The following is a 24,916-nucleotide window of genomic DNA, read 5'->3' as shown; positions in this document are numbered from 1 at the left end:
TTCATGTCATGTTTTTAGAAGTATAAACTTGCTTTGTTAAATTTGTTCTTTTATACTCGATTCATGTTAAGTGTAGCGCAAACTATCCAGCAAAAGATTGATAAATTTTCTGAAGGTCAGATTTTTGATTATCAGGTTTTTCCGGGGTTTATCAAATCGCCTGAGGCCGTTGTCAAGGCCGTGAATCGTCTGGTTGAGGAAAAAAAGATTGAACGACTGGAAAAAGGAAAGTTTTATATTCCCAAAAAGACTGTTCTTGGTTTGAGCAAACCCTCTGACTCAGAATTAATCCGCTCAGAAATTTATAAAAACGGACAGCTTCGGGGGTATGTAACCGGGATGGCTTTGCACAATCAGCTGGGTTTAACAACTCAGATCCCCAGAACAATTACCATTGCTTTTAACGGCGGAAGACAAATTAAAGACTTTGGCACTATTCGCATCAGAAAAATATCAACCAATGTGCCTGTCACAAAAAGAAATGTCAAATTGTTACAATATCTGGACGTTTTAAAAGATATTAAAAAAATTTCAGGCTCTGATATTAACCAATCGTTGGTAGTTATGAGTCGTTATTTATCCGGGTTAAATACATCTCAACAAAAAGAGTTAATGCGATTGGCTGTCAATTTTTATGGCCCTCAGGTCAGAGCAATCGTTGGGCTTCTTTTTAATGATCTGGAATTTCATATCACAAAAACATTATCAGATTCGCTAAATCCTGTGACTGTTTATAAGTTGAATGTGGACTATTCCATTTGGCCCAAGGCCGCTGAATGGAATATCAGATAATGAATCTGCATGATGACCAGCTTTTTTTTGCTGAACTGGTCACTACTGTAGCCCAAGCCATCAACTTACCAGAAGTATATGTTGAAAAAGATTATTGGGTTACAAAAGCACTTAAGCATTTATCAGAGTTTTCCCGTTTTAATGAAGTTGTATTCAAGGGTGGTACCTCTTTATCAAAAGCCTATAAATTGATTGATCGGTTTTCTGAAGATATTGATTTGGCTATATTTTCAGATAATGAACAAAGTCAAAATTCAGGTAAAAAATTACTCAAGCAGGTTGAAACAGCTGTTTCGCAAGGACTGATTAATATAAAAAATGATGCAAGGGAGTCAAAAGGCTCAAGATTTCGGAAAACCGTTTATCAATATCCACGAATTATCAAAAATGAAAATTTTGGACAAGCATCTCCGGATTTGTTGATAGAAATTAATTCTTTTTCAATTCCTGAACCATTTATACCGGTTGAGTTGCAGTCTTTGATTTCAGAAGTGTTAATGGAAAACAACCGACTCGACATAGTTGAGAAATATAATTTGCATAGCTTCAACATGAATGTTTTATCAGTGGAAAGGACTCTGGTGGAAAAAATCCTTGCCATGATTAAAGACAGCTACAGTGAAAATCCTGTCGAAAAAATATCAGCTCGGATTCGACATCTTTATGATATATGCCAGATATTAAGACTGAAAAAACACAGGGACTTTATTGTCAGCGATGGTTTTAATAAGATGCTTGATATTTGTATTTTGGATGAAGAAAACACTTTTGATAACCAGTTGAAATATTTTCGGCATTCACTCATAAATGCACCATTGTTTTCGGAATTTAAAAACTGGTCAAAATCAATCAATTCAATATACAATGGCGTCTTTGCAGATTTGGCTTACGGAGAATTGCCAACTATGAATGAAATTGAAGAGTCGATTTATTTTATCAGAGAGAACCTGTGATGCTTAGGTTTTATTTTGTAACTGAAGTAATGAAACGATAGCGATTCTAATGTGCGGTCTGGTCGGTTTTATAAGTAGCAATAGACAAAACTCGGTTGTCGAGTCGATGCTGGAGGTTTTGCGTTATCGAGGACCGGATGACACCGGAACTTTAGTCGAGGCTGTTGCTGATTCGTTTGTGCATTTGGGGCAAAACCGCTTGTCTATACAGGATGTTTCAAAGAAAGGGCATCAGCCGTTTGTTTCAGATTGCGGAAATTATATTCTGGTTTTTAACGGAGAGGTTTATAACTTCAAAATCATTAGAGAGGAACTGGAAACTCTGGGACAGAAGTTCGTCTCCGGTTCGGATACAGAAGTCATATTATATGCCTACAAGCATTGGGGCATGGATTGTCTGGAAAAGTTTATCGGAATGTTTGCTTTTGCAATTCTGGATAAGATTGAACAAAAAACATTTCTGGTTCGTGACCGTGCAGGTGTTAAACCGCTTTATTACCATGTTGGAGAATCTGAGTTTTTGTTTGCTTCAGAGCTAAAGTCATTTCATCAGCATCCGGGGTTTGTGAAGAGACTCAATAAAGAAGTACTGCCATACTATTTTCAATTTGGATATATCCCTGCTCCGCATACGATTTTTGAGAATACTTATAAATTGCTGCCGGGGCATTATGTTGAGATTGATATCAACGACTCTGAACCCATTGATTTTAAGGTTATAAAATACTGGGATGTGGAGGAATTTTATAAAAAGGATAAGTTTACTGACAACGAAGAAGCGATTCTCTCCAATCTGGAAGATTTGATTACTGATTCAGTCAATCTGAGAATGATTTCAGATGTTCCTGTCGGGGTTTTTCTCAGTGGTGGTTATGATTCGACCTTGGTCACGGCTTTGCTAGCTCAAAACAAACAAAGAAAATTACACACATTTACCATTGGCTTTGAAGATAAAAAATACAACGAAGCCGAACATGCCAAAACGATTGCGAAATATTTTGGAACGGAACATTCAGAATTGTATATCAGCAATCAAGATTTGCTGGATAAAGTCTCGGACGTGCCGTTTCACTATGATGAACCTTTTGCTGACAGCTCGGCGCTACCGACAATGATGGTTGCGGAGTTGGCAAAGAAAGATGTCACAGTGGCTTTGTCTGCCGATGGTGGAGATGAGGTTTTTTGCGGATATAGCAAATATTTTATGTTGCAAAAGTTTGAGTCGGTTTTTGCCAGTTCTTTGAAAAAAAATACTGTCAATGCTTTGATGAAAGTGATTCCTGCAAAAATGGTTGGTGCAATCAATTCTCTGCTACCCAAGAGCAAGCGTTTTACCAATATCGAGGATAAATATGCCAAATTCAAGCGCGCTATGAGTGCAAAATCTTTATCCGATATGTTTTGTAATGCTTCGTCCTACGTCAATCCACAACAAGTAAAACAATTTCTGAAAATCAAACCGGAACTGTTTGGAACGTTTGATTTTGAACCGGAATTGTCTTTTATAGACAACATGATGCTGACCGATTACAGATCATTTATGGTTGATGATGTTCTGGTCAAAGTGGATCGGGCGTGTATGAGCAACTCTCTGGAAGGTCGGGAACCGCTTTTGGATCACCGAATCATCGAGTTTATGGCACAGGTTCCGAACAAACTCAAATACAAAAACAAGCAGGGAAAATATCTGGCACGACAGATTTTGTACAAACACATTCCGGCAGAAGTTGTCGATAAACCCAAATCCGGCTTTCAGATTCCTCTGGTCAACTGGCTGAAAAATGAACTCAAACCATTGGTTGAAAACCATTTCCAGTCGGACAAACTGGATGCAGATATCTTCAATACTGAGGAATTATTAAAACTCAAATCCCGCTTTTACGCCGGAGACAATAGTTTGGCGAATGTGCTATGGTTTGTTTTGATGTTCCAGATGTGGCGGGAGCAATGGGATGTCTGAAATTATTCCAATATCTGAAAAAGTGAATGTTTTCCAGCTTTTTTATCAAACGTCACAGTTTGTTGGCAACCATTAGTAAAGTTCGTTCCGGCAATCAGGTGGTCAGAAAAATCCGCATTTGAATTTTTAAAGTCATTCAATGCTCTCCAAACAGTTTCCGGCTGAGGTATTGTAATTTGATTTATTTGTAATAATTCCTCTATAACCTGAATTATTGACTCTTTATCCAGCTCATAATTGCTTTCAAGTACCCAAGAGATTTCACATAAAACAATGTGGCATATATACCCGGGACTTTCTTCGGAACAGTTTTTTTCAATAAAGTCACTCGCTGTTTTTGCCTGGGTAGGATCATCCTGAGTCATATATCGAATAATGACATTTGTATCCAGTCCAATCACTTTTGTCCACCTTTGGCTTTAATAGTTTTATTCATTTCTTCAATTGTTACAGGTTTTAAAGGTTTCTTAATAATTCCTTTTATAGATCTTATATCTTTGGTTACAGGGATAAACTTAACTTCGTTGCCATCAATGATAAAATTTATCTTGTCACCCTTGTTTAATGATAATAGGGCTCTTATCTCTGCAGGAATTGTAATTTGTCCTCTACTTGATATTATTGCAATTGACATGTTTTTCTATAAATATTACTTGGAATTTATTATAATACTTACTTTTAATTAAGGCAATACTCTTGCAAAAACTCCTCTACATCATCTCAGACGATAATTATTTCCTGTCACATCGCTTAGGTCTGGCATTGGCAGCAAAAGATGCCGGATATGATGTTTCAGTTTTGGCGTATGAAAATGATTCGAAATACACTGATATTATTAAGTCTCATGGTTTTACGTTTTACGGTTTTAAGCAAAGGGCTTCGGGGTTAGGAATTGTAGCCAATATCAAGCTGATATTTCAGGCTCGAAAAGTCATCAATCAGATTCGCCCGGATTTAATCCATACGGTGTCCATGCGCATGATGTTTCTCACGACTTTTGCTTTCTGGTTGTCAAAGTCAAAGAATATGGTGGCAACTCTGACCGGCATGGGTTATCTGGAGACCTCTAAAAAAATGTTAACCCGAATGATAAAGTGGTTTGTGACTAAGGCTTTCAGAGTTATGTTCAGCGCTCGAAGAATTCATTTGGTGGTGCAGAATCGGGATGATTATGAAGGTGTCAAAGGTAAATTTATTAACGAAAGCCGGTTGCATTTGGTTCGTGGTTCAGGTGTAAATACTGATGACTTTCCTTTTCTGGAGTTGCCTGATTCTCACACAATTCAAGTAACATTTGTCGCCAGAATGCTTAAGGATAAAGGCTTGATTGAATTGATTGAAGCCGCAAAAATAATCAATGACAAAGGTATTGATAACGTTCAAATCAATCTGGTTGGGACTCCTCATTTGGTTAATCCATTTAGTGTAAGCGAACAAGATTTGCAGAATTGGCAAGAACAAGGTTTGGTGAAATGGCATGGATTTCGCAGTGATATTGTCAATGTTTGGAAAGAATCACACATTGCAATTTTGCCATCATATCGGGAAGGATTGCCAAAATCTCTGCTGGAAGCTGCCAGTTGTGGTCGCCCAATTATCACAACTGATGTTCCGGGTTGCAGAGAAATGGTGAAAGGAAATAATGGACTTTTAGTTCCGGTCAAAGAATCAATGCCACTTGCCAATGCGATTATCAAACTCTCTAATGATTATGATTTAATGAAATCCATGGGACAGGAAAGTCGTAAAATGGTTGTGGAAAATTTTTCAGATCAGGTTGTAAATAAACAGATGTTGGAAATTTATTCTGGATTTTAATTCCAAATAGATTTTAATCTGATATTAAAAAAACGGCACGAAATGTGCCGTTTTCAATTTCTTGATGCTGTTTTTAAAAGTTTAGCCGCATTTCTTCTCTTCAGTTTTGGCTTTGTCTCCGCATTTTCCTTCGCCACATTTGCCTTCACCACATTTCATCTCGCCGCATTTTCCATCACCACATTTGCCTTCACCGCATTTTTTTTCACCACATTTCTTTTTATCTTTACATTTGCCGTCGCATTTCTTTCCATCTTTACATTTCTTGCCGTCCTTACCTTTACCGTCGCATTTTTTTCCGTCCTTTCCTTTGCCATCGCATTTTTTGCCTTTTTTATCAGCACATTTTTTCTTGTCTTTGCCTTTACCGTCGCACTTTTTGCCATCCTTGCATTTTTTTCCATCTTTGCCTTTGCCATCACATTTCTTGGCTTTATTATCTCCGCATTTTCCTTTTCCACATTTTCCATCACCACACTTTCCTTCACCACATTTCATTTCGCTGCGTTTTCCATCACCACACTTTCCTTCACCACATTTCATTTTTGAGGTTTCAGATTTAGGTGCTGGAACAGTGTCAGATTTAACAGTTCCTGGTTTGTTACAGGCTGTCAGGCTTAAAACCATTGCCAAGATGAATGATGTTAATAATAATTTAGTCGTTTTCATTATGATTTCCTCTTTCAGTATTTATCAATTAATTAGTGCACAATATTGTCATAACAATTCAATCTATGCAAATGATTTTGAATAAAAAAACGGCAAACAAGTTGCCGTTTTTATAAAACCAAGGGTTATGGAGTTATCAACCACACTTACCTTCACCACACTTTTCTTCTTTATCAGTGTCTTCGGTGTCGCCACATTTTTCTTCAGAGTCTGTGTCACCACATTTCTCTTCTGACTCTTCGTCTCCACATTTTCCATCGCCACATTTACCTTCACCACATTTGTCTTCGGAGTCAGCATCTGTGTCACCACACTTTTCATCTCCTTCTTCACTTTCTGCGTCACCACATTTACCTTCACCGCATTTATCTTCGTCACCTTTGACAGGTTGGTGAGACTTTGCTGAATCGTGTTGAGCAAACGGACTTGTTGATGCTGAAGCAGTGCTTGCAATTGCAACCAAAAGGAATGCAAAAAGAGCAATAAATAAAGATTTTTTATAAGATTGATTGAACATTTTTATACCTCAATACATTAATAAATTTCAGCAGAGATTATCTCTGGCTGAGGTTGTTTCCAAACATATCAAAAGCTGTTGAAAACAGCGATATGATAAATCTAAAAGACCTGATAACAACACAAATATTTCAAATAATTTCAATAATTTTTTTGTTTAATGACTTTTGCGATAAAATGTGCCTTTGATTGATAATAAATACAATGACAGCAATTAGAAAAGCCTTACAAATACTGGGAGAATCACGGTCTTTACCTGAAGGAATGATGAGGTCAGTAATGAACCAAATCATGGATGGTGATGCAACTCCCTCGCAGATTGGAGCGTATTTAATGGCTTCCAAGATTCTTGGCGATTCTGTTCAAAGCATTTGTGAAGCCGCGGAAGTTATGCGCGAACGTGCTGTTAAAGTGAGTGTGACTGGTGAGTTTCAAGTTGATACTTGTGGAACCGGTGGTGATGGGATTGGTATTTTTAATGTCTCTACCGGTGCTGCAATTGTTGCGGCTTCGGTCGGGTGCTGCGTGGCGAAACATGGAAATCGTTCGGTATCCAGCACAACAGGTTCAGCCGATGTTCTGGAAACAGCAGGAGTAAATTTAAACCTGACTGCACCACAAGTAGAACAATGCATCAGTCAATGTAATATCGGTTTTTTGTTTGCTCCGGCACATCATTCAGCAACCAAGTATGCAGTGGCTCCTCGTAAAGAGATTGGATTGAGAACCTTTTTTAATTTGCTGGGTCCATTAACCAACCCTGCAAACGTACTGAATCAAATTATGGGTGTTTTCAGCAAAGATTGGTTGAACACCACAGCGGAAGTTTTGAAAAAATTAGGAGCCAACCATGTGATAGTTGTTCACTCGGAAGATGGAATGGACGAGGTTTCTTTGGCAGCACCGACCAATGTCAGCGAATTGAAAAATGGTGAAATTGTCAATTATTCGATACGACCGGAAGATTTTGGTGTAAAAACACAAAGCATTGATGGTTTGATAGTTGATAATGCCGAACAAAGTTTGAATTTAATTCAACAAGCATTTTCAGGACAAAAAGGAGCTGCTGCAGATATTCTGGCATTGAATGCCGGTGCTGCGATTTATGTTTCCGGCAAAGCAGAAAGTATTAAGCAGGGTGTTCAGATGGCTTATGAATCATTACAAAACGGCAAAGCTCAAGACACATTCCAACAACTCATCCAAATCACACAGGCTTTTACAAATGACTGATATTCTCACCAAAATTATAAACACCAAGATACTTGAAGTCACAAAAGGTCAGAAAAAAAATACGATTTCGGACTTTGAAGAAATGATTGCTTCTCAAAAACCTTGTCGTGGTTTTTACAATGCAATCAATGAAAAGTTGTCAAATAACGAAACGGCAGTTATTGCAGAGGTTAAAAAAGCATCACCTTCTAAAGGCTTAATCAGTAAAAACTTCAACCCGGTGACAGCAGCTAAATCCTATCAGGATGGCGGAGCGACCTGTTTATCTGTTTTGACGGATGAAGAATATTTTCAAGGTCATGCTGATTATTTGAAGCAGGCAAGAGATGCTGTAAGTATTCCGGTACTTCGTAAGGATTTTATTATTGATGAATGGCAAGTCTATGAATCAAGGGCTATGGGCGCTGATTGTATTTTGTTGATTGTTGCGGCTTTAGCCGATCCACAACTTTTTGAACTCACTGTTTTGGCAAAAGAGCTGGGTATGGATGTGTTGATGGAAGTTCATGATGATAAAGAATTACAAAGAGCGTTATCCACACCGGCACGATTGATTGGAATCAATAATAGAAATTTACGAACTTTTGTAACGGATATTGAAACCTCGGTTCATCTTGGAAAACAGATTCCTCAAGACCGAATTATTATCAGTGAAAGTGGGATTCATAGCTCACAAGACATTTCGATGTTGCGGGAAAACGGTATCAATACATTTTTGATTGGCGAAGCCTTTATGCGAAGAGAAAATCCCGGAGCTGAAATGAAGCGGATGTTTAATTATGCATAAATGGGATACGTTTAAGCGGTTTTACCGAGAAGTTTTTCGACAATTCTTTGAAAATGAAACTCCGCTTTCAGCATCCTCCTTGGCTTATACAACTTTGTTGTCGCTGGTTCCGTTTATGGCTGTTGTTGTAACGGTTTTTTCAGCCTTTCCGCATTTTGAAGATGTCAGCGGACAGATTCAGGATTTTATTTTTGATAATTTTGTACCGACTGCCGGCGAAGTGGTTCAGGAGTATATTACCGGCTTCGTGGAAAAATCCCGCAACCTGAAAATTAGCATGGCTTTGGCAATATTTGTGACATCAATTTTGATGATGCACACCATGGAAAAAGCTCTGAATCGGATTTGGGATACCAAGCCATCGGGCAATTTGCTAAAGAAAATTGTGATGTATTGGACTGTTTTAACAATGGGACCAATCTTAGTTGGTGGAGGAATTGCTCTCACTTCGGTATTATTTAATTACGAAGGGTTCAACACCATTAAAATTTATGTTCTCAAAGTTTTACCGGTTCTGGCATCGACTTTTGGGTTTTTCCTGATTTATCTGGTTGTTCCTAACCGCAAAGTGAAGTGGAAATCGGCACTGATTGGTGCAATCACAGCTGCTATTTTGTTTGAAATGGCAAAACGCGGATTTGCATGGTATGTGGCAACTTTTCCCAGTTATCAACGAGTTTATGGGACTTTGGCAACGATACCAATCTTTTTACTTTGGGTTTATCTTTCCTGGAATATTGTTTTATTGGGCGGAACGATTGCAGCAACTCTAGAAACTTCGCGTTGGCGCTATCGTGTGCAATCTTATACAGGCAATCATCGTTTTCTGGTCATTACTTTTATTTTATATCGTTTGTGGCAAGCCAGCAAAAAAGGCGAAACCGTGTCATTGACTGACTTCTTCAACCAAATGGATCGCGTTCCTGATGTTGAAATTTATGAACAATTAAACTGGTTGGAAGAGAATAAAATGATTCAAACCAATCAAGAAGGAGATTACGTCCTGCTACGAGATATGGATAGTATCAGTATCGGCAAACTCTACACCATGGGTCGTTTCAGTTTGCCTTTTACAACCACTGAAGGTTTTGAGTTTTTCGAACCATTTATTCAGCAAATCTGGTCGAAAATTCATTCGGATATGAAAAACTCTGTGAAAACAGTCTTCAAACAAATTGAGAAAGAAAATGAAAAATAACACTCTCGTCATACTGATTCTAATATTTATCACCTCTTGCATTAGTGAGTCGAGTTTTGACTTTGTTTATCAAGACATTAATGGTAATGAAGTCAAACTGTCAGATTATAAAGGCAAATATGTTATTGTTAATTTTTGGGCAACCTGGTGTAAACCCTGCCGCAAGGAAATCCCTGACTTTGTTCGCTTTAAAGAAACCTATCAGGATAAAGTAGAGATTTTGGGTATTGATTATGAAGATACAGACCTTGATATCGTTCAGAATTTTGTTAAGGATTTAAATATCAATTATCCAATTTTAAGAACTGATGTCTATACACCAACGGACTTCGAAAATGCTAACACTAAAGGCCTGCCAACGACTTTAGTATTTAATCCGGATGGAAAACAAATCGACAAAAGAGTCGGACCAGTGCATTATAAAGATCTGGTGGATATGACTGGATTTTAGCTTTTACATTATAAAAAGTAACGGCAGTTTGCTTATTGAGCTATCAACTGTTGTTATACATCCACGGGTCTGTTAACAACAAAATTTTGTAGCTCATTTGCAAAACCCAGACCGGCACTGGTATATATATTAAATGTGTATTCAACACCAATTTCTTTTAATGCGATTTCCTCGTCAGGGAACTTACTGGTTGCTGCGATATGTCCTTTATATCCCATTTCCTTGAGCAATGAAACGGCCACCATGTTCGCCTTGTGATTGGGTAATGAAAGTAAGACCCAATCCAGGTCCTTTATCAGATCCGGAGCTCGTACCCAGAAATCCGGGTTGGTAGCATCTCCGTTGACCACATTTCTACCTGCAGCAAGATGCTGTTTGATTTTTTCATGTTCTATCTCCACGCCTACAATTTTTCCGGGATAGTTCGGCTCCATAGACGTATATGCCGCGGTTCCCATTCGTCCCATACCGAAAACAACAAGCTTAATATGCGAAAGATCCAGATTTTCCTCACCCGGTAGGCGTTGTTTCTTTTCAAATTTTTTCAAGAATGGTCGCCATTTTTGATAAAGGCTGTCACGCACATTGATTAGTGGGGCAGAAACAATAAACGAGAAAGAAATAACGACAGAAAATACAGTGAGTAATTGATTGGAGAACCACCCGCTTGTTGATGCCAGAGCTCCAACAATGAGTCCAAATTCACTATAATTCGCCAGGTTAAATGATGTTCTCCAGGATGTGCTCGCTCTTAGATGAAATAAATTAAATAAAATAAAATAGATTCCTACCTTTACCGGTAACAACATTATAAAAAACATTGCAACCAGAATTTCTGTCCACCCAGGAACAGCTACCAAACCCACACTCAGGAAAAACCCAACAAGGAATAACTCTTTAAACCCCATGAGTGCACGTGATAGCTCTTTGGACTTTGAATGTCTTGCAAATAACATTCCAATTACAAGTGCTCCAACATCACCTTTTATACCCACTAATTCAAAGATTTCAGATCCAACCAGAGCCAGAGTAATGCCAAATAATATGAGGAGTTCCCCATGACCTACCTTATCCAGAACTTTATAAAGTAAGTGTCTTAATGGGATAAGAGCAATTAAAAAAAATGCCAAAGGAGAAGGGACCTTGCCAATAGAAACCGCAATAAATATGACGGCTGCAATATCCTGAACAACCAGAACCCCAATCGCTGTCTGTCCATGACGAGAACCGGTTGCTCCCAACTCATCAATAACCTTAACAGCAAAAACAGTACTGGAAAATGACATGGCAAATCCGATAAGGAGTGCTGTACTGGTACTGATGTTTGTAAGCATTTGTATGCCACTGAAAGAGAAGAGAAATACAGCAAGAGCAATAAATAATGTCAGTGCAATCATGTGCAGGCTGGCGACAGCCCATACTTCCGGTTTTGCTAATGCTTTTAATTTTAATTTCAATCCGATACTAAAAAGTAGCAAGGTGATACCCAGATCGGCCATTTCGTTAAGGAACTCTCCGCCTTTGACACCAATATTATTGAGCACGAAGCCAGCAACGAGAAAGCCGATTAATGGTGGCAGGCCGAGGAGTCGCATTAAAAAACCACAGATAAATGCAATGGCAATCCATAAGGGGTCACTGTAATTGATTGAAATAAGTTGAGAATCCATAGGCAAATAACTGATTAAAATAAATGAATTAAGAGCTGTTTAAGTTAAAAATAAAATTCTAACATAACACTGATTGAAATTGTGAATACTGATTGAATCAGTTGAATTGTAACGTAATTGATTTTTTGCAGGAACCCCTTGTGAAAATCCAAGTGCTGACAATTGGGGGCAAGCGTCAGCACCGGAAAAAACCGCCAGGGTTTTTGAGGAGAAATGTTATTTCTTAGTTATTTGTTTTTTTTGAGCTTTTTCTTCTTGTTCGATTTTCTTCATGAAGAATTTGTAAAACCACACTCCCATTCCAATGATAAACAGGAGAACTCCTAAGCTCAATATACCAATATAGCTGTCGAAAATTCTTGTAAATAATTCCATAACCTTTATCACCCTTTCACTCTATTAAAACGATATTTTATTTTCAACCAGGTAAAAATACATTGACCGTTATCAAGTATTCTATTCATTAACAAAGTCATTTTTCTAAAAAAAACAGGTGACACTAATGAGGGCTCTAGCATCACCCGTAAAAACGACTACATTTTTAAGGAGAAAATCATCTAGTAACAATACTAAAAAAAGTTTAACAACCTTGGATTGCAATGTTAGTAGCTTTTGGTTTTTTTATTCTTGACGGTTATCAAATTAATAACGATTTGTCAGGCTGAGAGCCTCATACCAACGAAAAATGCAGATAAACAAAGAAAAAATGTGAGAAATAGATAAATACCGGCTTTAAAATATTCGCCATAATTGAGCATTAATACCGCTTCCATGGAAAAAGTTGACCAGGTTGTGAGCGCACCCAAAACACCCATCATAACAAATAAGCGCATTGAGTCTGATACTTGATACTTGTCCAAAAGCAATGTGTAGGCAATCCCCATAAGAAAACAACCGACAACATTGACTATTAAAGTTGCCCAAGGCAAAGGTGTGCCAAAAAAGTGTGTGAACGCCTTGGCGTTGAGGTATCTTAATACCGCACCAATGGCTCCGCCTGCAGCTACAACAAGAACTTGTTTAATCATAATTTTTGTTTCGTATCTTTCTGATGGAATCGAGTTTCTCAGAAATTTTTCCTTCCAATCCTGAATTTTTTGGATGATAGTACACTTTTTCTCCCATCTTATCCGGAAATCCTGTCTGTGTGTAGGCAATTGTAGCTTCTTGGTCATGATCATATTGATAGCCCTTGCCAAATCCCTGATTCTTCATCAGTTGTGTTGGGGCATTTCTTAAATGCATGGGAACATCCATTGAACCAAAGATTTTAGCATCATGCTGAGCTTGTTTTTGAGCGGTGTAAACAGCATTGCTTTTAGGACAACTCGCCAGATAAACCACTGCTTGTGCTAAGGCTAAATCTCCTTCGGGAGAACCCAAACGTCGCCAGCTTTCCCAGGCATCCAAAGCAAGAGTTAAGGCTCTGGGATCGGCATTGCCAATATCTTCACTCGCCATGCGTAACAGCCTTCTGGCGATATATTGAGGATCACAACCGGCATCCAGCATTCGGTTAAACCAATACAATGCGGCATCCGGATTTGAGCTGCGAACGCATTTATGCAATGCAGATATTTGTTCATAGAAAATATCTCCTTTGTTGTCAAAACGACGATTCTGACCCGAAATAATCAAGGATACATCTTCATCAACCACATTGCCATTGTCTGAATAATCCGAGAGAATTTCCAGCAATGTCAGTAAGCGTCTGGCATCACCATCGGCAGCCTGAATCAACATGTTTTGTTGCGATTGTGTCAAGGATAAATTAGTGGATTCTAAACCTTTCTGCAATAATCTCTCTAAATCAGCAGATTCAATGCTTTTCAGAATATAAACCCTTGAGCGTGACAATAGTGCATTATTCAATGCAAACGATGGATTTTCGGTGGTTGCACCAATCAACACAATTAACCCGCTTTCCATGTGTGGTAAAAAAGCATCTTGTTGCGATTTGTTAAAGCGGTGGATTTCGTCAACAAACAGTACCGTTGAGAAACCGTCTTGCTGATTTTGTTGAGCCTGGTTGACCGCTTTTCTGATATCGGCAACGCCGGATAAAATTGCTGATAAATTGATTTGCTTGGCATGAACAGAATCACAAAGAACTCTCGCCAAAGTGGTTTTCCCTGTTCCCGGAGGTCCCCAAAGAATCATTGAATGAAGGTGATTGTTCTCAATGATTTTGGCAAACGGCTTATTCTCAGCCGTTAAATGCTCCTGACCGACAACATCACAGAGTTTTTTTGGGCGTAATTTGTCAGCCAGAGGTTGCATTAATAATCAGATTCACCGAATCCGGGATTTTCCATTAGAATATCGGTTCCTTCAGGGACTGAAAAATTAAACAAATCAGATTTAATTTCAGGGTTTCTGGTTGTATTGGAAAATTTGAAAACCACATTGTTTTCCATTTGATTTCTGATTTGTAGAACCCGAATCATATTATCTTCAACACCGAGCCAGATTTGTTTGACTTCATCATTTTGATTTTTTGGAGTGAGTTCAATCCATGAATAGTCATTCTCTTCTTCAATCGGAGAAACTTTTATCAATTCAGCCTGATAATTTTTATCCGTTTTAGAATCATCCAGCAAAACATAAATGGGATTGGCTGAACTGTCCTGGGGTTTAATCGTTACCTGCTCCAAATCTTCATCATAAATCCAGACTTGTTCTCCATTGGCAACAATGAGTTGTGGTGCCGGATTGATGTATTCCCAACGAAATTGATTGGGCGAATTGAGCCAGACTTTGCCACTGGAAACCTCAGACTCATTCTGATTGATGTCTATTTCCTGTTGCTGGAAATCGGCGCTTAATGATGTCAAATCCTGTCTTAAATTATGCAGAATTGCTTTCGCTTGCTCTTGCGAATTGGACTCTGCATTGACTTGGTAAAATATTGTTATCAAAACAAAAGGGAAGAAAAGTTTTTTCATAATATAAAAATATTTGGTTTGTTGATGAAGACCATTTTTAATAGCAAATGGTTCATTTTCTAATTTTACAATTCCCCGCCGATTGGAGGAGGGGCTATCACTTCTCGAGCTCCGTTATGCGCAGCGGCACTGACGACACCGTTTTCTTCGAGTTGTTCCACAATGGTTGCTGCTCGGTTGTAACCAATTCTTAAACGCCTTTGTACATAGGAAATGGATGCCTTGCGACTTTCAGTCACGATAAAAACAGCCTGATCGTAGAGCTCATCGACATCGCTTTCCGGTTTTTGTGGAATTCCTGTAGCGCTGAGTTCTTGTCCGTCATCTGTGAGCTGAACTTCATCCAGAATGCCTTCTTTATAATCAGCATCGTAATGTTCAGTAAGATAATTAACAATCGCATGAACTTCATGGTCATCAATAAATGCGCCGTGAACACGCTCAGGAATGGCTTTTCCGGGAGGCAAGTACAGCATATCACCGTGTCCTAATAATTGCTCCGCACCACCTTGATCCAATATGGTTCGAGAGTCAATTTTAGAAGAAACCTGAAAGGCGATTCGGGTTGGAATATTCGCCTTTATCAAACCGGTAATCACATCAACTGACGGTCGTTGTGTTGCCAGAATCAAATGCACACCGGCCGCACGGGCTTTTTGTGCCAGACGAGCAATCAGCTCTTCCACTTTTTTACCGACAATCATCATCATGTCAGCAAATTCATCAATGACAATGACTATAAAAGGCATTGGCTCGAGTTCAGGAGCTTTCTGACCCGGAATCAATTCATCGGGTCTGAATAATGGATCTGCCAGAGGCTGTCCTTCTTCTTTGGCTTTTTTTACCTTGCGGTTATAACCGGCGAGATTTCGCACTCCGACTGCTGCCATGAGTTTGTATCGACGTTCCATTTCCGCAACACACCAACGCAAAGCATTGGAAGCTTCGCTCATATCGGTGACAACAGGAGCCAGCAAATGCGGAATTCCTTCATAAACTGAAAGTTCCAGCATCTTTGGATCGACCATAATCATTCTGACTTCATCCGGCGTTGCTTTATACAACAAACTGACAATCATGGCATTGACGGCTACGGATTTACCAGAGCCGGTTGTTCCGGCAACCAGCACATGCGGCATTTTGGCAATATCAACCACCACCGGACGTCCTGCAATACTTTTGCCCAAACCCAAAGTGAGCGGCGAGCGTGATTTGTCATATTCGACCGATTTTAAAACTTCGCTCAGATAAACGATTTCCCGATTGGTGTTTGGAATTTCCAGTCCGATATAAGGTTTTCCGGGAATCACATCGACAATCCTCACGCTGATAACTGATAAACCTCTTGCCAAGTCTTTAGCCAAATTGACAACTTGATTCACTTTCACTCCGGGAGCCGGCTCCAGCTCGAAGCGAGTGACTACAGGACCTGGAAAAACACCGACCACTTTCACTTTGACCCGAAAGTCAGCTAACTTCAACTCAACTTGTCTGGATAAAACTTCTAACTCCTCTTTAGAGTAGCCAACGACTTGTTGCGGGGGATTATCCAATAATGTCAGCGGTGGGAACTTACTTGCCGGAAGGGTTTCAAAAAGTTGCTCTTGTCTTTCACTAACGGCTCGTTTGCTTTCGGTGTATTTGGGTTCAAATGCCGGTTCGATAGTTATCGGCTCACGTTTTTGCTGGATTTCAGCATCAATTTTGCGAATTTCTTCACGGTGATGTTTGGCTTTTTTGCCGATTCGCCAGTCATTCAAATGCTCAAATTTTAGTTTCAGCCACTTGATTAACTCTAAAGTCATTTTACCCACCCAATCGGTGAATTTAATCCACGACATTCCGGTGAACAAAGTTGTGCCTGCCAGAAAAATAGCACACAGAATCAGCGTCGCACCGACCGTTCCCAAACTGGTAAATAAGGTGTTTCCAACAACCTCACCAACAATTCCACCACCGGTAAAAATAGCCTCTTTGGTGTCGATATACATGTATGCCAAAGCACAACCGGACAGCAAAGCGGAAACAAAACCACCGGCTTTGATAAGAGTGTCAAACCAACTGTTTTCAGTTGCAACTTTGTTGTTTTGGTAGATATTCCAACCGACAAATACCAAACCAATTGGAATCAGATAAGAAAGATAGCCAATGATATTGAGCAAAATATCGGCAATAACAGCCCCGTTGGAGCCACCGTAATTATGAATAACGTCACTATTGGATGCCGAAAACGGGCCGGAATCCTGAGGATGGTAACTGATGAGAGATATCAGAACATAAACTGCCAGAGGAATGATGAGAAATAAAAAACTCTCTCTAACTCTGCTGCGTATATGTCCTGATACTTTACGTTCTGTCATGTGCTAATTATAGCAACAAACTTACAATAATGCAGGATGAACAATTTTACCGTTATCAACATTAATACCTTTAGCCAGAGACTCAACATCTCTCCAGCCATCACGAGCCAATCTTTGTACATACGGCAAAATGGCTGCTGAGATTGCTTGAGTCGAAGTGCGTGGCACTGAGCCCGGCATATTTGTTACAGAAAAATGAGTCACACCGTGTTTAACGAATGTTGGGTTTTCCCAAGTTGTTGGTTTAGTTGTTGCCACACAACCTCCCTGATCGACAGAAATATCGGCAATCACAGAACCCGGTTGCATGTTTTTAACCATTTCTTCACTAATCACATGAGGAGCTTTTGCACCAGTAACCAAAACAGCACCAATCACCAAATCCGCTGAAGCCACTTCTCTGGCAACAGTTTCTTCATAAGGATAAAGAGCAGTTACATTAGGACCTAAAGCCATCATTTCAGCCAAACGGTCTTGTCTTTTATCGAAAACAACCACATTCGCACCGCCTTTGGCAGCCAAAGCCGCTGAATTTCCACCGGCTGCACCGGCACCTAATACCACAACTTTTCCTCTCTCTGTTGATGGCAAACCACCAAGCAAAACACCTTTTCCACCGGATGGTTGGTGCAATAAATGCGTTCCGACCTGAGTGGCAATCATACCGGCAATGATGCTCATCGGAGCCAATAAAGGCAATGAACCATCAGCTTCTTCAACCGTTTCAAAAGCCACACCAGTTAAACCGATTTCCAGTAACTTTTCAGTCAATTCCGGCTCGGCTGCCAAATGCAAATAGCAAAACAGCAAATGATCTTTACGCAAATATTTCAAATCACCGGCAATCGGCTCTTTAACTTTAACAATCATTTCACCGGTTGCATAAAGCTCTTCAGCATCTTTACAGATTTTCACACCGTGACTGGTGTAATCTTCATCGCTAAAACCACTTTTAATTCCGGCATTGGTTTCGATATAAACACCATGTCCTGCATTCACCAAATCAGCGGCAGCTGCAGGAACGAGAGCCACACGGCCTTCCAGAGTTTTTGTTTCTTTAGGTATGCCTATACGCATTATTGTCCCCTTAATCGAAAGTATAAAAAAGCAATATTTTATCCGATAAATGGTTCAGCGTATAAAAAAAAGTGTTTTTTCAATATTTTATGTCTATGTTTTCTTCTTGCTCCTTTTGCTTGTGCAAAAGTAACGCAAAAGCACACCCCGAACTCTCAGCCTACGGCTTCCCTTAATATTTTCTTAAATTTGGCATTTGCTAAACTCGCTACGCTCAGACAAAAGCAAACGTCATTCCAAATTCTCAAAAATATTTCGGTGAGAGTTAAAGGGGTTTGTAAAAAGAACACCGTCATACTGAGTGAAGTGGATGAAGTCCACGAAGTCGTAAGTATCTCAAAAAAAAATATCGTCATGCTGAGCGTAGCCGAAGCATCTCCTCAATCCACCGTGATTTATTTTAAAACTTGATTTTGTTTCCCCTTTTGAAAGGGGATTTAGGGATATGTTATTTCCGGTTGTCTGGATTGATTGTTTAAATTCAGAGTTCATTTGACTCGTTCAATTGAATACAATAAACTTGAAGAACTAAATCAAAGCGGAGCAAATTTTGACAATCAGTATCAAATCGGCTGACTACCTATCAAAAAGCAGAACACAAATAAGCCGTTACATGGCCAATCCTGACCATGAAAAGACTAGCAGGTTAGCTCCACATTATGTGTAATCGAAAGAAAGGAGGCTTTTATGGCGAATAAACATCGAGGTTCATGCCTTTGTGGTAGTGTGAAGTATGAGCTTTTAGGTGAGTTCCAGTCTTTCTTTTTATGCCATTGTACTCGTTGCCAAAAGGGTACAGGCTCGGCTCATGGTGCAAACTTGTTTGCTCAAGCTGGCACCTTAACTTGGTTAAACGGTGAAAGTGATGTCAGAACGTATAAGCATCCAAATTCATTTCATGCAAAAAGCTTTTGTTCAAAATGCGGGTCTGCAATCCCAACGTTTGCAGAAAGTATTAACAGCGTAGTGGTTCCGGCTGGTAGCCTCGATAGTCCAGTTCCAATTCCGCCTACTGCTAAAATCTTTGTTGGTAGTAGCGCTAAATGGTCTATGAAATTGTGTGATGTACCTAGTTACGAAAGGCTTCCAGAACAAGCTAAGAGCTAAACACATAACAAAGCGTTCAAGCGACTCATGCCGCACGGCATTTTTGGTTTGCAGTGGTCTTCGTGGTGAAAGCGGTTTGCGGAAGGTTGGTTGATACGGCATTCGCCCCTTAACGCGGCGTTAAAACAACAGCGATGCAACAACCCCCCCCCTTAACTCTCACCGAAATATTTGTGAAAAATTTGGAAATACGAGGTATTTATGTCTGAGCGAAGCGAGTTCAAATACCTCGCCAAATTTGAGGAAATATTTTGGGAAGCCGTAGGCTGAGAGTTTGGGGTGTGTTTTGTGTTACTTTTCGCACAAGCAAAAGTAACGAAAAGAAAGATGCTGAAATAAATTCAGCATGACGATATCTTTGTGGAGATACTTCGCTTTCGCTCAGTATGACAGAGTTTCACTAGACCTCCGGGTCAAGCCCGAAGATGACAATAAAAAGGAGCAAAGCACGCCATCACTCCCACTGATAAGAAACACTCAAATTCGGGATAAACGGCAATAGATTTTTTTGTTTGGAAGTCAAAACACCATCATCGAGTTGATAATCGGTGCAGCAAAGGTTATCCAAATCAAAAGCATTGATGGCATCGAATGAGTATTTGATAAGTCCTTTTGAGGTTTTGACCTGTTTACTGATTTTTAAATCTAATCTAAAGCTAGATTCGTAAGTGGATTCATTTCTGGGGGCGATTTCATAACCATTTGGGGTCTCTTCGATTAAAGTTGTGGCTTGTCCGCTGGCATGACTTGCGAATATATCCAATGCCCAGTTTTGAATGAATTTATAATTGATTGGTGTATGTAAGTTAAACTTTAAAACACTATGCTGATCCCAGCTTTTGGGAATCACTCTGTCATCAATTTCATCATCTGAGTCAGAAATGGTGTAACTGACATTCCAGTTATATTTTTCATAACCTCCATTGAGTGTGACTTCCAAACCGGTTGCGGAGGAGTCATCAGGTGTAATACGAATTCGGTCATAAAAAAGCTCGGGAAGAATATGCAAACCATTGAAAAGGTTTTGATAATAGGGCTGAGTTGAAGAGTATTTTTTGTAATAGGCTTCTGCACGCAGGGATAAATTCTTGTTGAGAGTTTTGTTGAACTCAAGAACTATTAAATCAGCCGATGAGGGTTCCAGATAATCGGGATTCGGGTCTTCCAGTAAAAGTTCGTCAATGTATTGCGATTGTTGATGTCTTCCTAAAGCAAATCTATAGGTCGTGTCTTTGTCATGGAAGTAGCTGATATTGAATCGTGGGCTGTAGAGCTTTTGCTTAATCCATTGCAAATATTCATAGCGAATTCCGACATCATAAATCCATTGCTCGTTGAAATTGTGTCGGGCGTTGATAAAGACCGAACCGGACAAACCGTCTTTGTCAAAATCAAATTCGGAAGAAAATTGTCTGTCAAGGTTAATGAGTTGTGGCAATTCGCCGAAATGGTTGATGTTTTTTTCAGAGTTAATATCTGCATTTTCGGATGTTAAACGAGCTCCGAAGTTGACTGAAAACGAATCGTTGAGATTGATGGTTTGTTGATAATCCAATCCCAAATACTTGCTGTTGGTATTTTCGGAGATGGATGCGATGGTGTTTTCGTTGTTAAGTAATCCTACTCTTTTTTTATGGGTTTTCGCAGCAAATAATTGGAAATTGGCATAAGAGTTTTCCTGATTGTCATAATTCCATTGCATCCAGAAGTCCTGACCTGAAAATACCGAAGTAGCATCTTCCAGTGAGTTGTCTTCGCCACTCTCGCGAATGTTGAATTCATCCCTGCTGACCAGCAAATGCTGAGATGATGACCAATTGTCATTGATTTGTTGCGTGGTTTTAAAATATCCGTCCAGAGATTCCGGGTGAGTGAATTTATCTTCAAACAAATTATCACTGATGAACATTCCGCCATTTCTGAGTGATGCCAGGAAACCTTTGGAATAATCGGAGTTGTTTTTTTTGAAAGTATAATGAGTGTTCAACAAGTCGCTGGCAACTTCGTGTGTGTAGGTTGAAGTTGTATCGCCGGTGGAAATATTCATAACGGAACTCAGACGACCGCCGTAGCGGGTTGGAAAAACCCCGCTGTAAAACTCGGTGTCATCGACAATACTTTGATTGATTGATGAAAACAGCGCATAAAAATTTTCAAAATGATACGGATTTCTAAGAATATGATTGTCCAAAACAATCAGGGATTCGTTTTCATTGCCACCTCGGGTGTTGTTTTTGGCACTAATTCCAAAGACCGTATTTCCGGCTAATTGACTGCTTGAAGCCAACGGATCGTGAAAAACCGATGGTGTGTTTTCTAGTTCTTCCCGGCTGATACGATGCTGGCTGGGCTTGGTATTGGATAAACGATATTGGCTGGCAGTGACGACAATTTTGTCAATACTCAGAGGTAATGGTTCTAACGATAATTTCAGGGTTTTATAACCTTGCGGAATTTCAAACATTTGGCTTAAAGGATAAAATCCTTTGGCGGAAAGGGTTAATTCGATTTGTGAACCACTGAGGTTATCTAGCAAAACTGTTCCATTGTTGGTTTCACTGTCCAGCGATTGATGGGATACTCGGAATGAATCAATCGGTTGTTGGTTTTCGGTGTTTTTTAATTTGACAATCAAGCCGTTGTTGGAAATATTATTATTCTCCGAATGTGAAATAACATAGTTGGAATCATCAATTTTTATCAGTTTTAAACGGAGTTCGGATAAAGATTGACCTAATGACTCAGGAGTTTCAGATTCCAGAAAGATAATCTTTTGCAATGTAGTTTCATCGATGAAATCACTACTATAGAGAATGTTGATGTTTTGCTTTGCAAAAACACCAACCCAATCCGACAAAGTCAGCTTTTGTGCAAATAGATTGGATGTAAAAAAAAGCAGGCAAATGCAAAATTGCTTCATGAATTGGTTGTGTATTGCAAAGTTTTCCAGAAACGGTGATTTTACACCAGTCGCTAGAAAATACTTAGCAGACCTTCATCAATTTTATAATTATATTTGGTTGATGTGAAAACTGCAGAAATTTGTTTAACAGGATCAATTTTGGGTAATTCGCCGGATAAACGAACCAGCATTGTTCCGCTTTCTTTGCTGTTCCAGTCAATTTCATAGCCGTTTTCATGGGCAAACCAGATGATATAATCATGCAGAGTTTTGTTTTGACCTTTAAAAGGTTGAGATGCTTTTGTTGTCCAATTCCAGCTGTTATCGTGTTTTTGAATTCTGGTTTTGCTGATAGCGCCTGATGAACTCAGTTGAATTTTATTCCCACCGCTGATGGTTTGTTGGTTGTTGTTTTGTTCAAGATTCACTTTTCCGTTTCGTACGGCAACCTGTAATTCGTTATTTTTGACTTTAACCGCATAACGTGTACCGATATGCGTGACCGACCCTAAGTCTGTGTCAATTTTCATACGTGATTGGATGGCATTATCGGCATCGAAATAAACTTCACCAGATGCCAGTTGAATGTTTTCAAGACCATCAACTTTTAAGATGGTATTTTGATTAATGCGTAATTCGCTTTGATTGGAGAACACAATTGATGCAAAACTATCTTCATTGGTTTTTATCCAGTGGCTGTTGATGACAGACTCAATATTTTGGTTTTTATCAAGCAAAGTCCAGTTGTTTTTATCCGTTGAAACCATGAGTTCGCCACGAATCAATGATGATTCGATTAAATGATCAACCTTATTTGTGTTGATGTTTTTTGAGATGAAAAAACCAACCGTCACAAAAACTAAAACGGATGCCGCCAGGCTAAAATATTTTCTGTAATTTGTTTTGTCTGGTGTTGTATTTTGTTTAACCGAATTTTGCCAATGAGCCTTAACATTGGCACGGGCTTTTTCCATCATTTCCGCATTGGGCTGAGCTCGTTTGCCGTGATTGGCTAATACTTCAAAAATGTCTTTGTCTTTGCTTTCTTTCATATCAACTCTCCCTTAATTGTAACAGGGATTTAGGTAATTTGTCGTTTTGTAAAATTTGGTTCATCACTTGCTGAAAAGCCTTTCTTGCCCTTGCCAGAGAAGACTGAACGGATATCATGGTGGTGTTGAGTTGCTCGGCAATTTCATCAACTGACATATTTTCCACATATTTCCATTCCAGGATGTTTCCGTAATTATTCGGTAAACGATCCAGAATTTCTGTGATTATCAGGTTGAGTTCCTGATTTTCAGTTAAATTTTCCGGTTGGCTCTCTTCACTCATGGCAATATTATCCAGAACGTCTCTAAATTCCTCCGTGTCGGTTATCGGAATGACTACACGGCTTCTTCGTTGTTGTTTCTTGAAGTGAGCAGAAATTAAACTTCTGCTGATTTGACACATCCATGTAAACAAACTGGCTCTGCCTTCAAACGTATGCATCTTATCAATTGCCTGACACAAAGTTTGTTGGGTTAAATCGTCTGCTAAATCGTTGTCAGAATCAATCCGACTCATAATAAAACGAAACAACTTGGGATAATAATCATTAAAAAAATGATTAAAAACCTTTTCATCTCCTTTCATTATGGCTTTTGCCAGTTCTAAATCATCCAGTGTATTCACTTCACATTTAACATTTACTTAACACTTAGAGAGTGCCATTGAACAAAATCAATCTCAAAAAATTAAAAAAATTATTTTTTTCCGATTGAATTGTATTACTTAGGCTCTCTAAAAGGTAACGAAACGTAAAAATAAGTCAATTCAACTATGAATATTGCACAAACAACAATGCTTTCAACAATGCTGAAAAAAGAACCCTCTTTGCGGACACAAGACAAGCTATCCGATGAATTATCAGATTACAGCATGGAAATGATTTCAACATCTCATAGAGCCAGAAAAGAAGTCGAGAACTTTGTCAGCCAATCTTATAAACAACATTTTGGAGCCAATTTGAAATCCTTTTTCCCTGAAATTTTGTGTGTCAGGGAAATTAATTCCGGTAAATTAATTGGAGCGGTCGGCTTTCGATTTGCTCATCAGCAGAAGTTGTTTTCAGAGTGTTATTTGCAAAAACCGGTGGAACAACTCTTAGCTTGTCATGAAATCCAGCCGATTGAACGCAAAAAAATTCTGGAATTGGGAAATTTTGCCGTTGAAAACAGCAAGCATATCAAAACGGTTATCACTTTGGCTTCAAGAATTATCAAAAATTCACAGGCTGATTGGACGGTTTACACACTCACACTACCAATCAAATTTCATTTCAAAAAACTAGATATCGAACTCAACTCTTTGGGTTTGGCAGATATTAGTGCGGTGAATGGAGCGGCTGCGGATTGGGGAAGTTATTACAGCTATCGTCCGGCAGTTTATTATTCCAGCGTAAAAAACAACATGAACGAGCAACAGGTTTAATCT

General features: G+C 39.1%; 26 protein-coding genes. 12 read left to right on the top strand and 14 right to left on the bottom strand.

Features of this window, described 5'->3' with window-relative positions:
* Positions 1–63: 63 nt before the first annotated feature.
* The 3 genes from R3F25_12850 to asnB are packed head-to-tail and all read left to right on the top strand — an operon-like array spanning position 64 to position 3,705.
* A complete protein-coding gene (locus tag R3F25_12850) occupies positions 64–792 on the top strand; it encodes a DUF6088 family protein (GenBank protein MEZ5497690.1) in 729 nt (242 codons plus the stop codon).
* Complete coding sequence (locus tag R3F25_12845) at positions 792–1,745, top strand: nucleotidyl transferase AbiEii/AbiGii toxin family protein (protein ID MEZ5497689.1); 954 nt, start codon at positions 792–794, stop codon at positions 1,743–1,745. The genes R3F25_12850 and R3F25_12845 overlap by 1 nt, the downstream gene beginning before the upstream one ends.
* A gap of 49 nt (positions 1,746–1,794) precedes the next feature.
* Positions 1,795–3,705, top strand: coding sequence for an asparagine synthase (glutamine-hydrolyzing) (gene asnB, locus R3F25_12840; protein MEZ5497688.1), 1,911 nt, complete (start codon positions 1,795–1,797; stop codon positions 3,703–3,705).
* Between the two features lie 2 nt (positions 3,706–3,707).
* Here asnB and R3F25_12835 read toward each other — a convergent pair whose 3' ends face one another.
* Both R3F25_12835 and R3F25_12830 read right to left on the bottom strand, forming a co-directional pair.
* Positions 3,708–4,106 carry a type II toxin-antitoxin system VapC family toxin gene (locus R3F25_12835; protein MEZ5497687.1) on the bottom strand — a complete coding sequence of 133 codons (399 nt, stop codon included), beginning with the start codon at positions 4,104–4,106 and terminating at the stop codon, positions 3,708–3,710.
* Positions 4,103–4,339: an AbrB/MazE/SpoVT family DNA-binding domain-containing protein gene (locus tag R3F25_12830; GenBank protein ID MEZ5497686.1), complete on the bottom strand. Its 237-nt coding sequence runs from the start codon at positions 4,337–4,339 to the stop codon at positions 4,103–4,105. Before R3F25_12830 ends, R3F25_12835 begins: the two co-directional genes overlap by 4 nt.
* A gap of 62 nt (positions 4,340–4,401) precedes the next feature.
* On the opposite strand from R3F25_12830, the gene R3F25_12825 reads away from it, so the two are divergent.
* Complete coding sequence (locus tag R3F25_12825) at positions 4,402–5,523, top strand: glycosyltransferase family 4 protein (protein MEZ5497685.1); 1,122 nt, start codon at positions 4,402–4,404, stop codon at positions 5,521–5,523.
* Positions 5,524–5,604: 81 nt separating this feature from the next.
* Here R3F25_12825 and R3F25_12820 read toward each other — a convergent pair whose 3' ends face one another.
* Positions 5,605–6,192, bottom strand: coding sequence for a hypothetical protein (locus tag R3F25_12820; GenBank protein MEZ5497684.1), 588 nt, complete (start codon positions 6,190–6,192; stop codon positions 5,605–5,607).
* Positions 6,193–6,328: 136 nt separating this feature from the next.
* Entirely contained in the window at positions 6,329–6,709 is a 381-nt protein-coding gene (locus R3F25_12815) for a hypothetical protein (protein MEZ5497683.1), read from the bottom strand.
* 203 nt (positions 6,710–6,912) lie between these two features.
* Here R3F25_12815 and trpD point away from each other — a divergent pair, with 203 nt between their 5' ends.
* The 4 genes from trpD to R3F25_12795 are packed head-to-tail and all read left to right on the top strand — an operon-like array spanning position 6,913 to position 10,377.
* Positions 6,913–7,941: an anthranilate phosphoribosyltransferase gene (gene trpD, locus R3F25_12810; GenBank protein MEZ5497682.1), complete on the top strand. Its 1,029-nt coding sequence runs from the start codon at positions 6,913–6,915 to the stop codon at positions 7,939–7,941.
* Positions 7,934–8,728 (top strand): indole-3-glycerol phosphate synthase TrpC, encoded by a 795-nt coding sequence (gene trpC / locus R3F25_12805; protein MEZ5497681.1) that lies wholly within the window; start codon positions 7,934–7,936, stop codon positions 8,726–8,728. The genes trpD and trpC overlap by 8 nt, the downstream gene beginning before the upstream one ends.
* A complete protein-coding gene (locus tag R3F25_12800) occupies positions 8,721–9,926 on the top strand; it encodes a YihY family inner membrane protein (protein ID MEZ5497680.1) in 1,206 nt (401 codons plus the stop codon). The genes trpC and R3F25_12800 overlap by 8 nt, the downstream gene beginning before the upstream one ends.
* Positions 9,916–10,377, top strand: coding sequence for a TlpA disulfide reductase family protein (locus R3F25_12795; protein ID MEZ5497679.1), 462 nt, complete (start codon positions 9,916–9,918; stop codon positions 10,375–10,377). Before R3F25_12800 ends, R3F25_12795 begins: the two co-directional genes overlap by 11 nt.
* A gap of 53 nt (positions 10,378–10,430) precedes the next feature.
* On the opposite strand, the gene R3F25_12790 is transcribed toward R3F25_12795, so the two are convergent.
* The 7 genes from R3F25_12790 to ald form a co-directional block, all read right to left on the bottom strand.
* Positions 10,431–12,047: a cation:proton antiporter family protein gene (locus tag R3F25_12790; GenBank protein MEZ5497678.1), complete on the bottom strand. Its 1,617-nt coding sequence runs from the start codon at positions 12,045–12,047 to the stop codon at positions 10,431–10,433.
* Between the two features lie 216 nt (positions 12,048–12,263).
* A complete protein-coding gene (locus R3F25_12785; GenBank protein MEZ5497677.1) occupies positions 12,264–12,422 on the bottom strand; it encodes a DUF3149 domain-containing protein in 159 nt (52 codons plus the stop codon).
* Positions 12,423–12,703: 281 nt separating this feature from the next.
* Complete coding sequence (gene crcB / locus R3F25_12780) at positions 12,704–13,075, bottom strand: fluoride efflux transporter CrcB (GenBank protein ID MEZ5497676.1); 372 nt, start codon at positions 13,073–13,075, stop codon at positions 12,704–12,706.
* Positions 13,068–14,327, bottom strand: coding sequence for a replication-associated recombination protein A (locus R3F25_12775; protein ID MEZ5497675.1), 1,260 nt, complete (start codon positions 14,325–14,327; stop codon positions 13,068–13,070). Before R3F25_12775 ends, crcB begins: the two co-directional genes overlap by 8 nt.
* Complete coding sequence (gene lolA, locus R3F25_12770) at positions 14,327–14,992, bottom strand: outer membrane lipoprotein chaperone LolA (protein ID MEZ5497674.1); 666 nt, start codon at positions 14,990–14,992, stop codon at positions 14,327–14,329. The genes R3F25_12775 and lolA overlap by 1 nt, the downstream gene beginning before the upstream one ends.
* Before the next feature lie 65 nt (positions 14,993–15,057).
* The gene (locus R3F25_12765; GenBank protein ID MEZ5497673.1) at positions 15,058–17,352 is read right to left on the bottom strand and encodes a DNA translocase FtsK 4TM domain-containing protein; all 2,295 of its coding nucleotides are present in this window, start codon (positions 17,350–17,352) and stop codon (positions 15,058–15,060) included.
* A 21-nt stretch (positions 17,353–17,373) separates the two neighbouring features.
* Positions 17,374–18,429, bottom strand: a complete 1,056-nt coding sequence (gene ald / locus R3F25_12760) for an alanine dehydrogenase (protein ID MEZ5497672.1) — start codon at positions 18,427–18,429, stop codon at positions 17,374–17,376.
* 189 nt (positions 18,430–18,618) lie between these two features.
* Between ald and R3F25_12755 the strand changes: the two genes are divergently transcribed.
* The 3 genes from R3F25_12755 (at position 18,619) to R3F25_12745 (ending at position 19,630) form a co-directional block, all read left to right on the top strand.
* The gene (locus tag R3F25_12755) at positions 18,619–18,840 is read left to right on the top strand and encodes a hypothetical protein (GenBank protein ID MEZ5497671.1); all 222 of its coding nucleotides are present in this window, start codon (positions 18,619–18,621) and stop codon (positions 18,838–18,840) included.
* A gap of 276 nt (positions 18,841–19,116) precedes the next feature.
* Positions 19,117–19,536 (top strand): GFA family protein, encoded by a 420-nt coding sequence (locus tag R3F25_12750; protein MEZ5497670.1) that lies wholly within the window; start codon positions 19,117–19,119, stop codon positions 19,534–19,536.
* On the top strand, positions 19,493–19,630 hold the full coding sequence (locus R3F25_12745; GenBank protein ID MEZ5497669.1) for a DUF3265 domain-containing protein: 138 nt from the start codon (positions 19,493–19,495) through the stop codon (positions 19,628–19,630). The genes R3F25_12750 and R3F25_12745 overlap by 44 nt, the downstream gene beginning before the upstream one ends.
* 360 nt (positions 19,631–19,990) lie before the next feature.
* Here the strand turns inward: R3F25_12745 and R3F25_12740 are convergent, their stop codons facing one another.
* The 3 genes from R3F25_12740 to R3F25_12730 form a co-directional block, all read right to left on the bottom strand.
* A complete protein-coding gene (locus R3F25_12740; protein ID MEZ5497668.1) occupies positions 19,991–22,393 on the bottom strand; it encodes a hypothetical protein in 2,403 nt (800 codons plus the stop codon).
* Positions 22,394–22,509: 116 nt separating this feature from the next.
* Positions 22,510–23,490: a FecR family protein gene (locus R3F25_12735; protein ID MEZ5497667.1), complete on the bottom strand. Its 981-nt coding sequence runs from the start codon at positions 23,488–23,490 to the stop codon at positions 22,510–22,512.
* Between the two features lies 1 nt (position 23,491).
* Positions 23,492–24,115, bottom strand: a complete 624-nt coding sequence (locus R3F25_12730; GenBank protein ID MEZ5497666.1) for an RNA polymerase sigma factor — start codon at positions 24,113–24,115, stop codon at positions 23,492–23,494.
* A 147-nt stretch (positions 24,116–24,262) separates the two neighbouring features.
* On the opposite strand from R3F25_12730, the gene R3F25_12725 reads away from it, so the two are divergent.
* The gene (locus tag R3F25_12725) at positions 24,263–24,913 is read left to right on the top strand and encodes a thermostable hemolysin (protein MEZ5497665.1); all 651 of its coding nucleotides are present in this window, start codon (positions 24,263–24,265) and stop codon (positions 24,911–24,913) included.
* Positions 24,914–24,916 lie beyond the last annotated feature (3 nt).

This window comes from Gammaproteobacteria bacterium (assembly GCA_041395445.1).
GTDB lineage: Bacteria > Pseudomonadota > Gammaproteobacteria > Xanthomonadales > Marinicellaceae > NORP309.
Note: the sequence above shows the minus strand (reverse complement) of the source record. Positions and strands in the feature narration are given on the sequence as shown.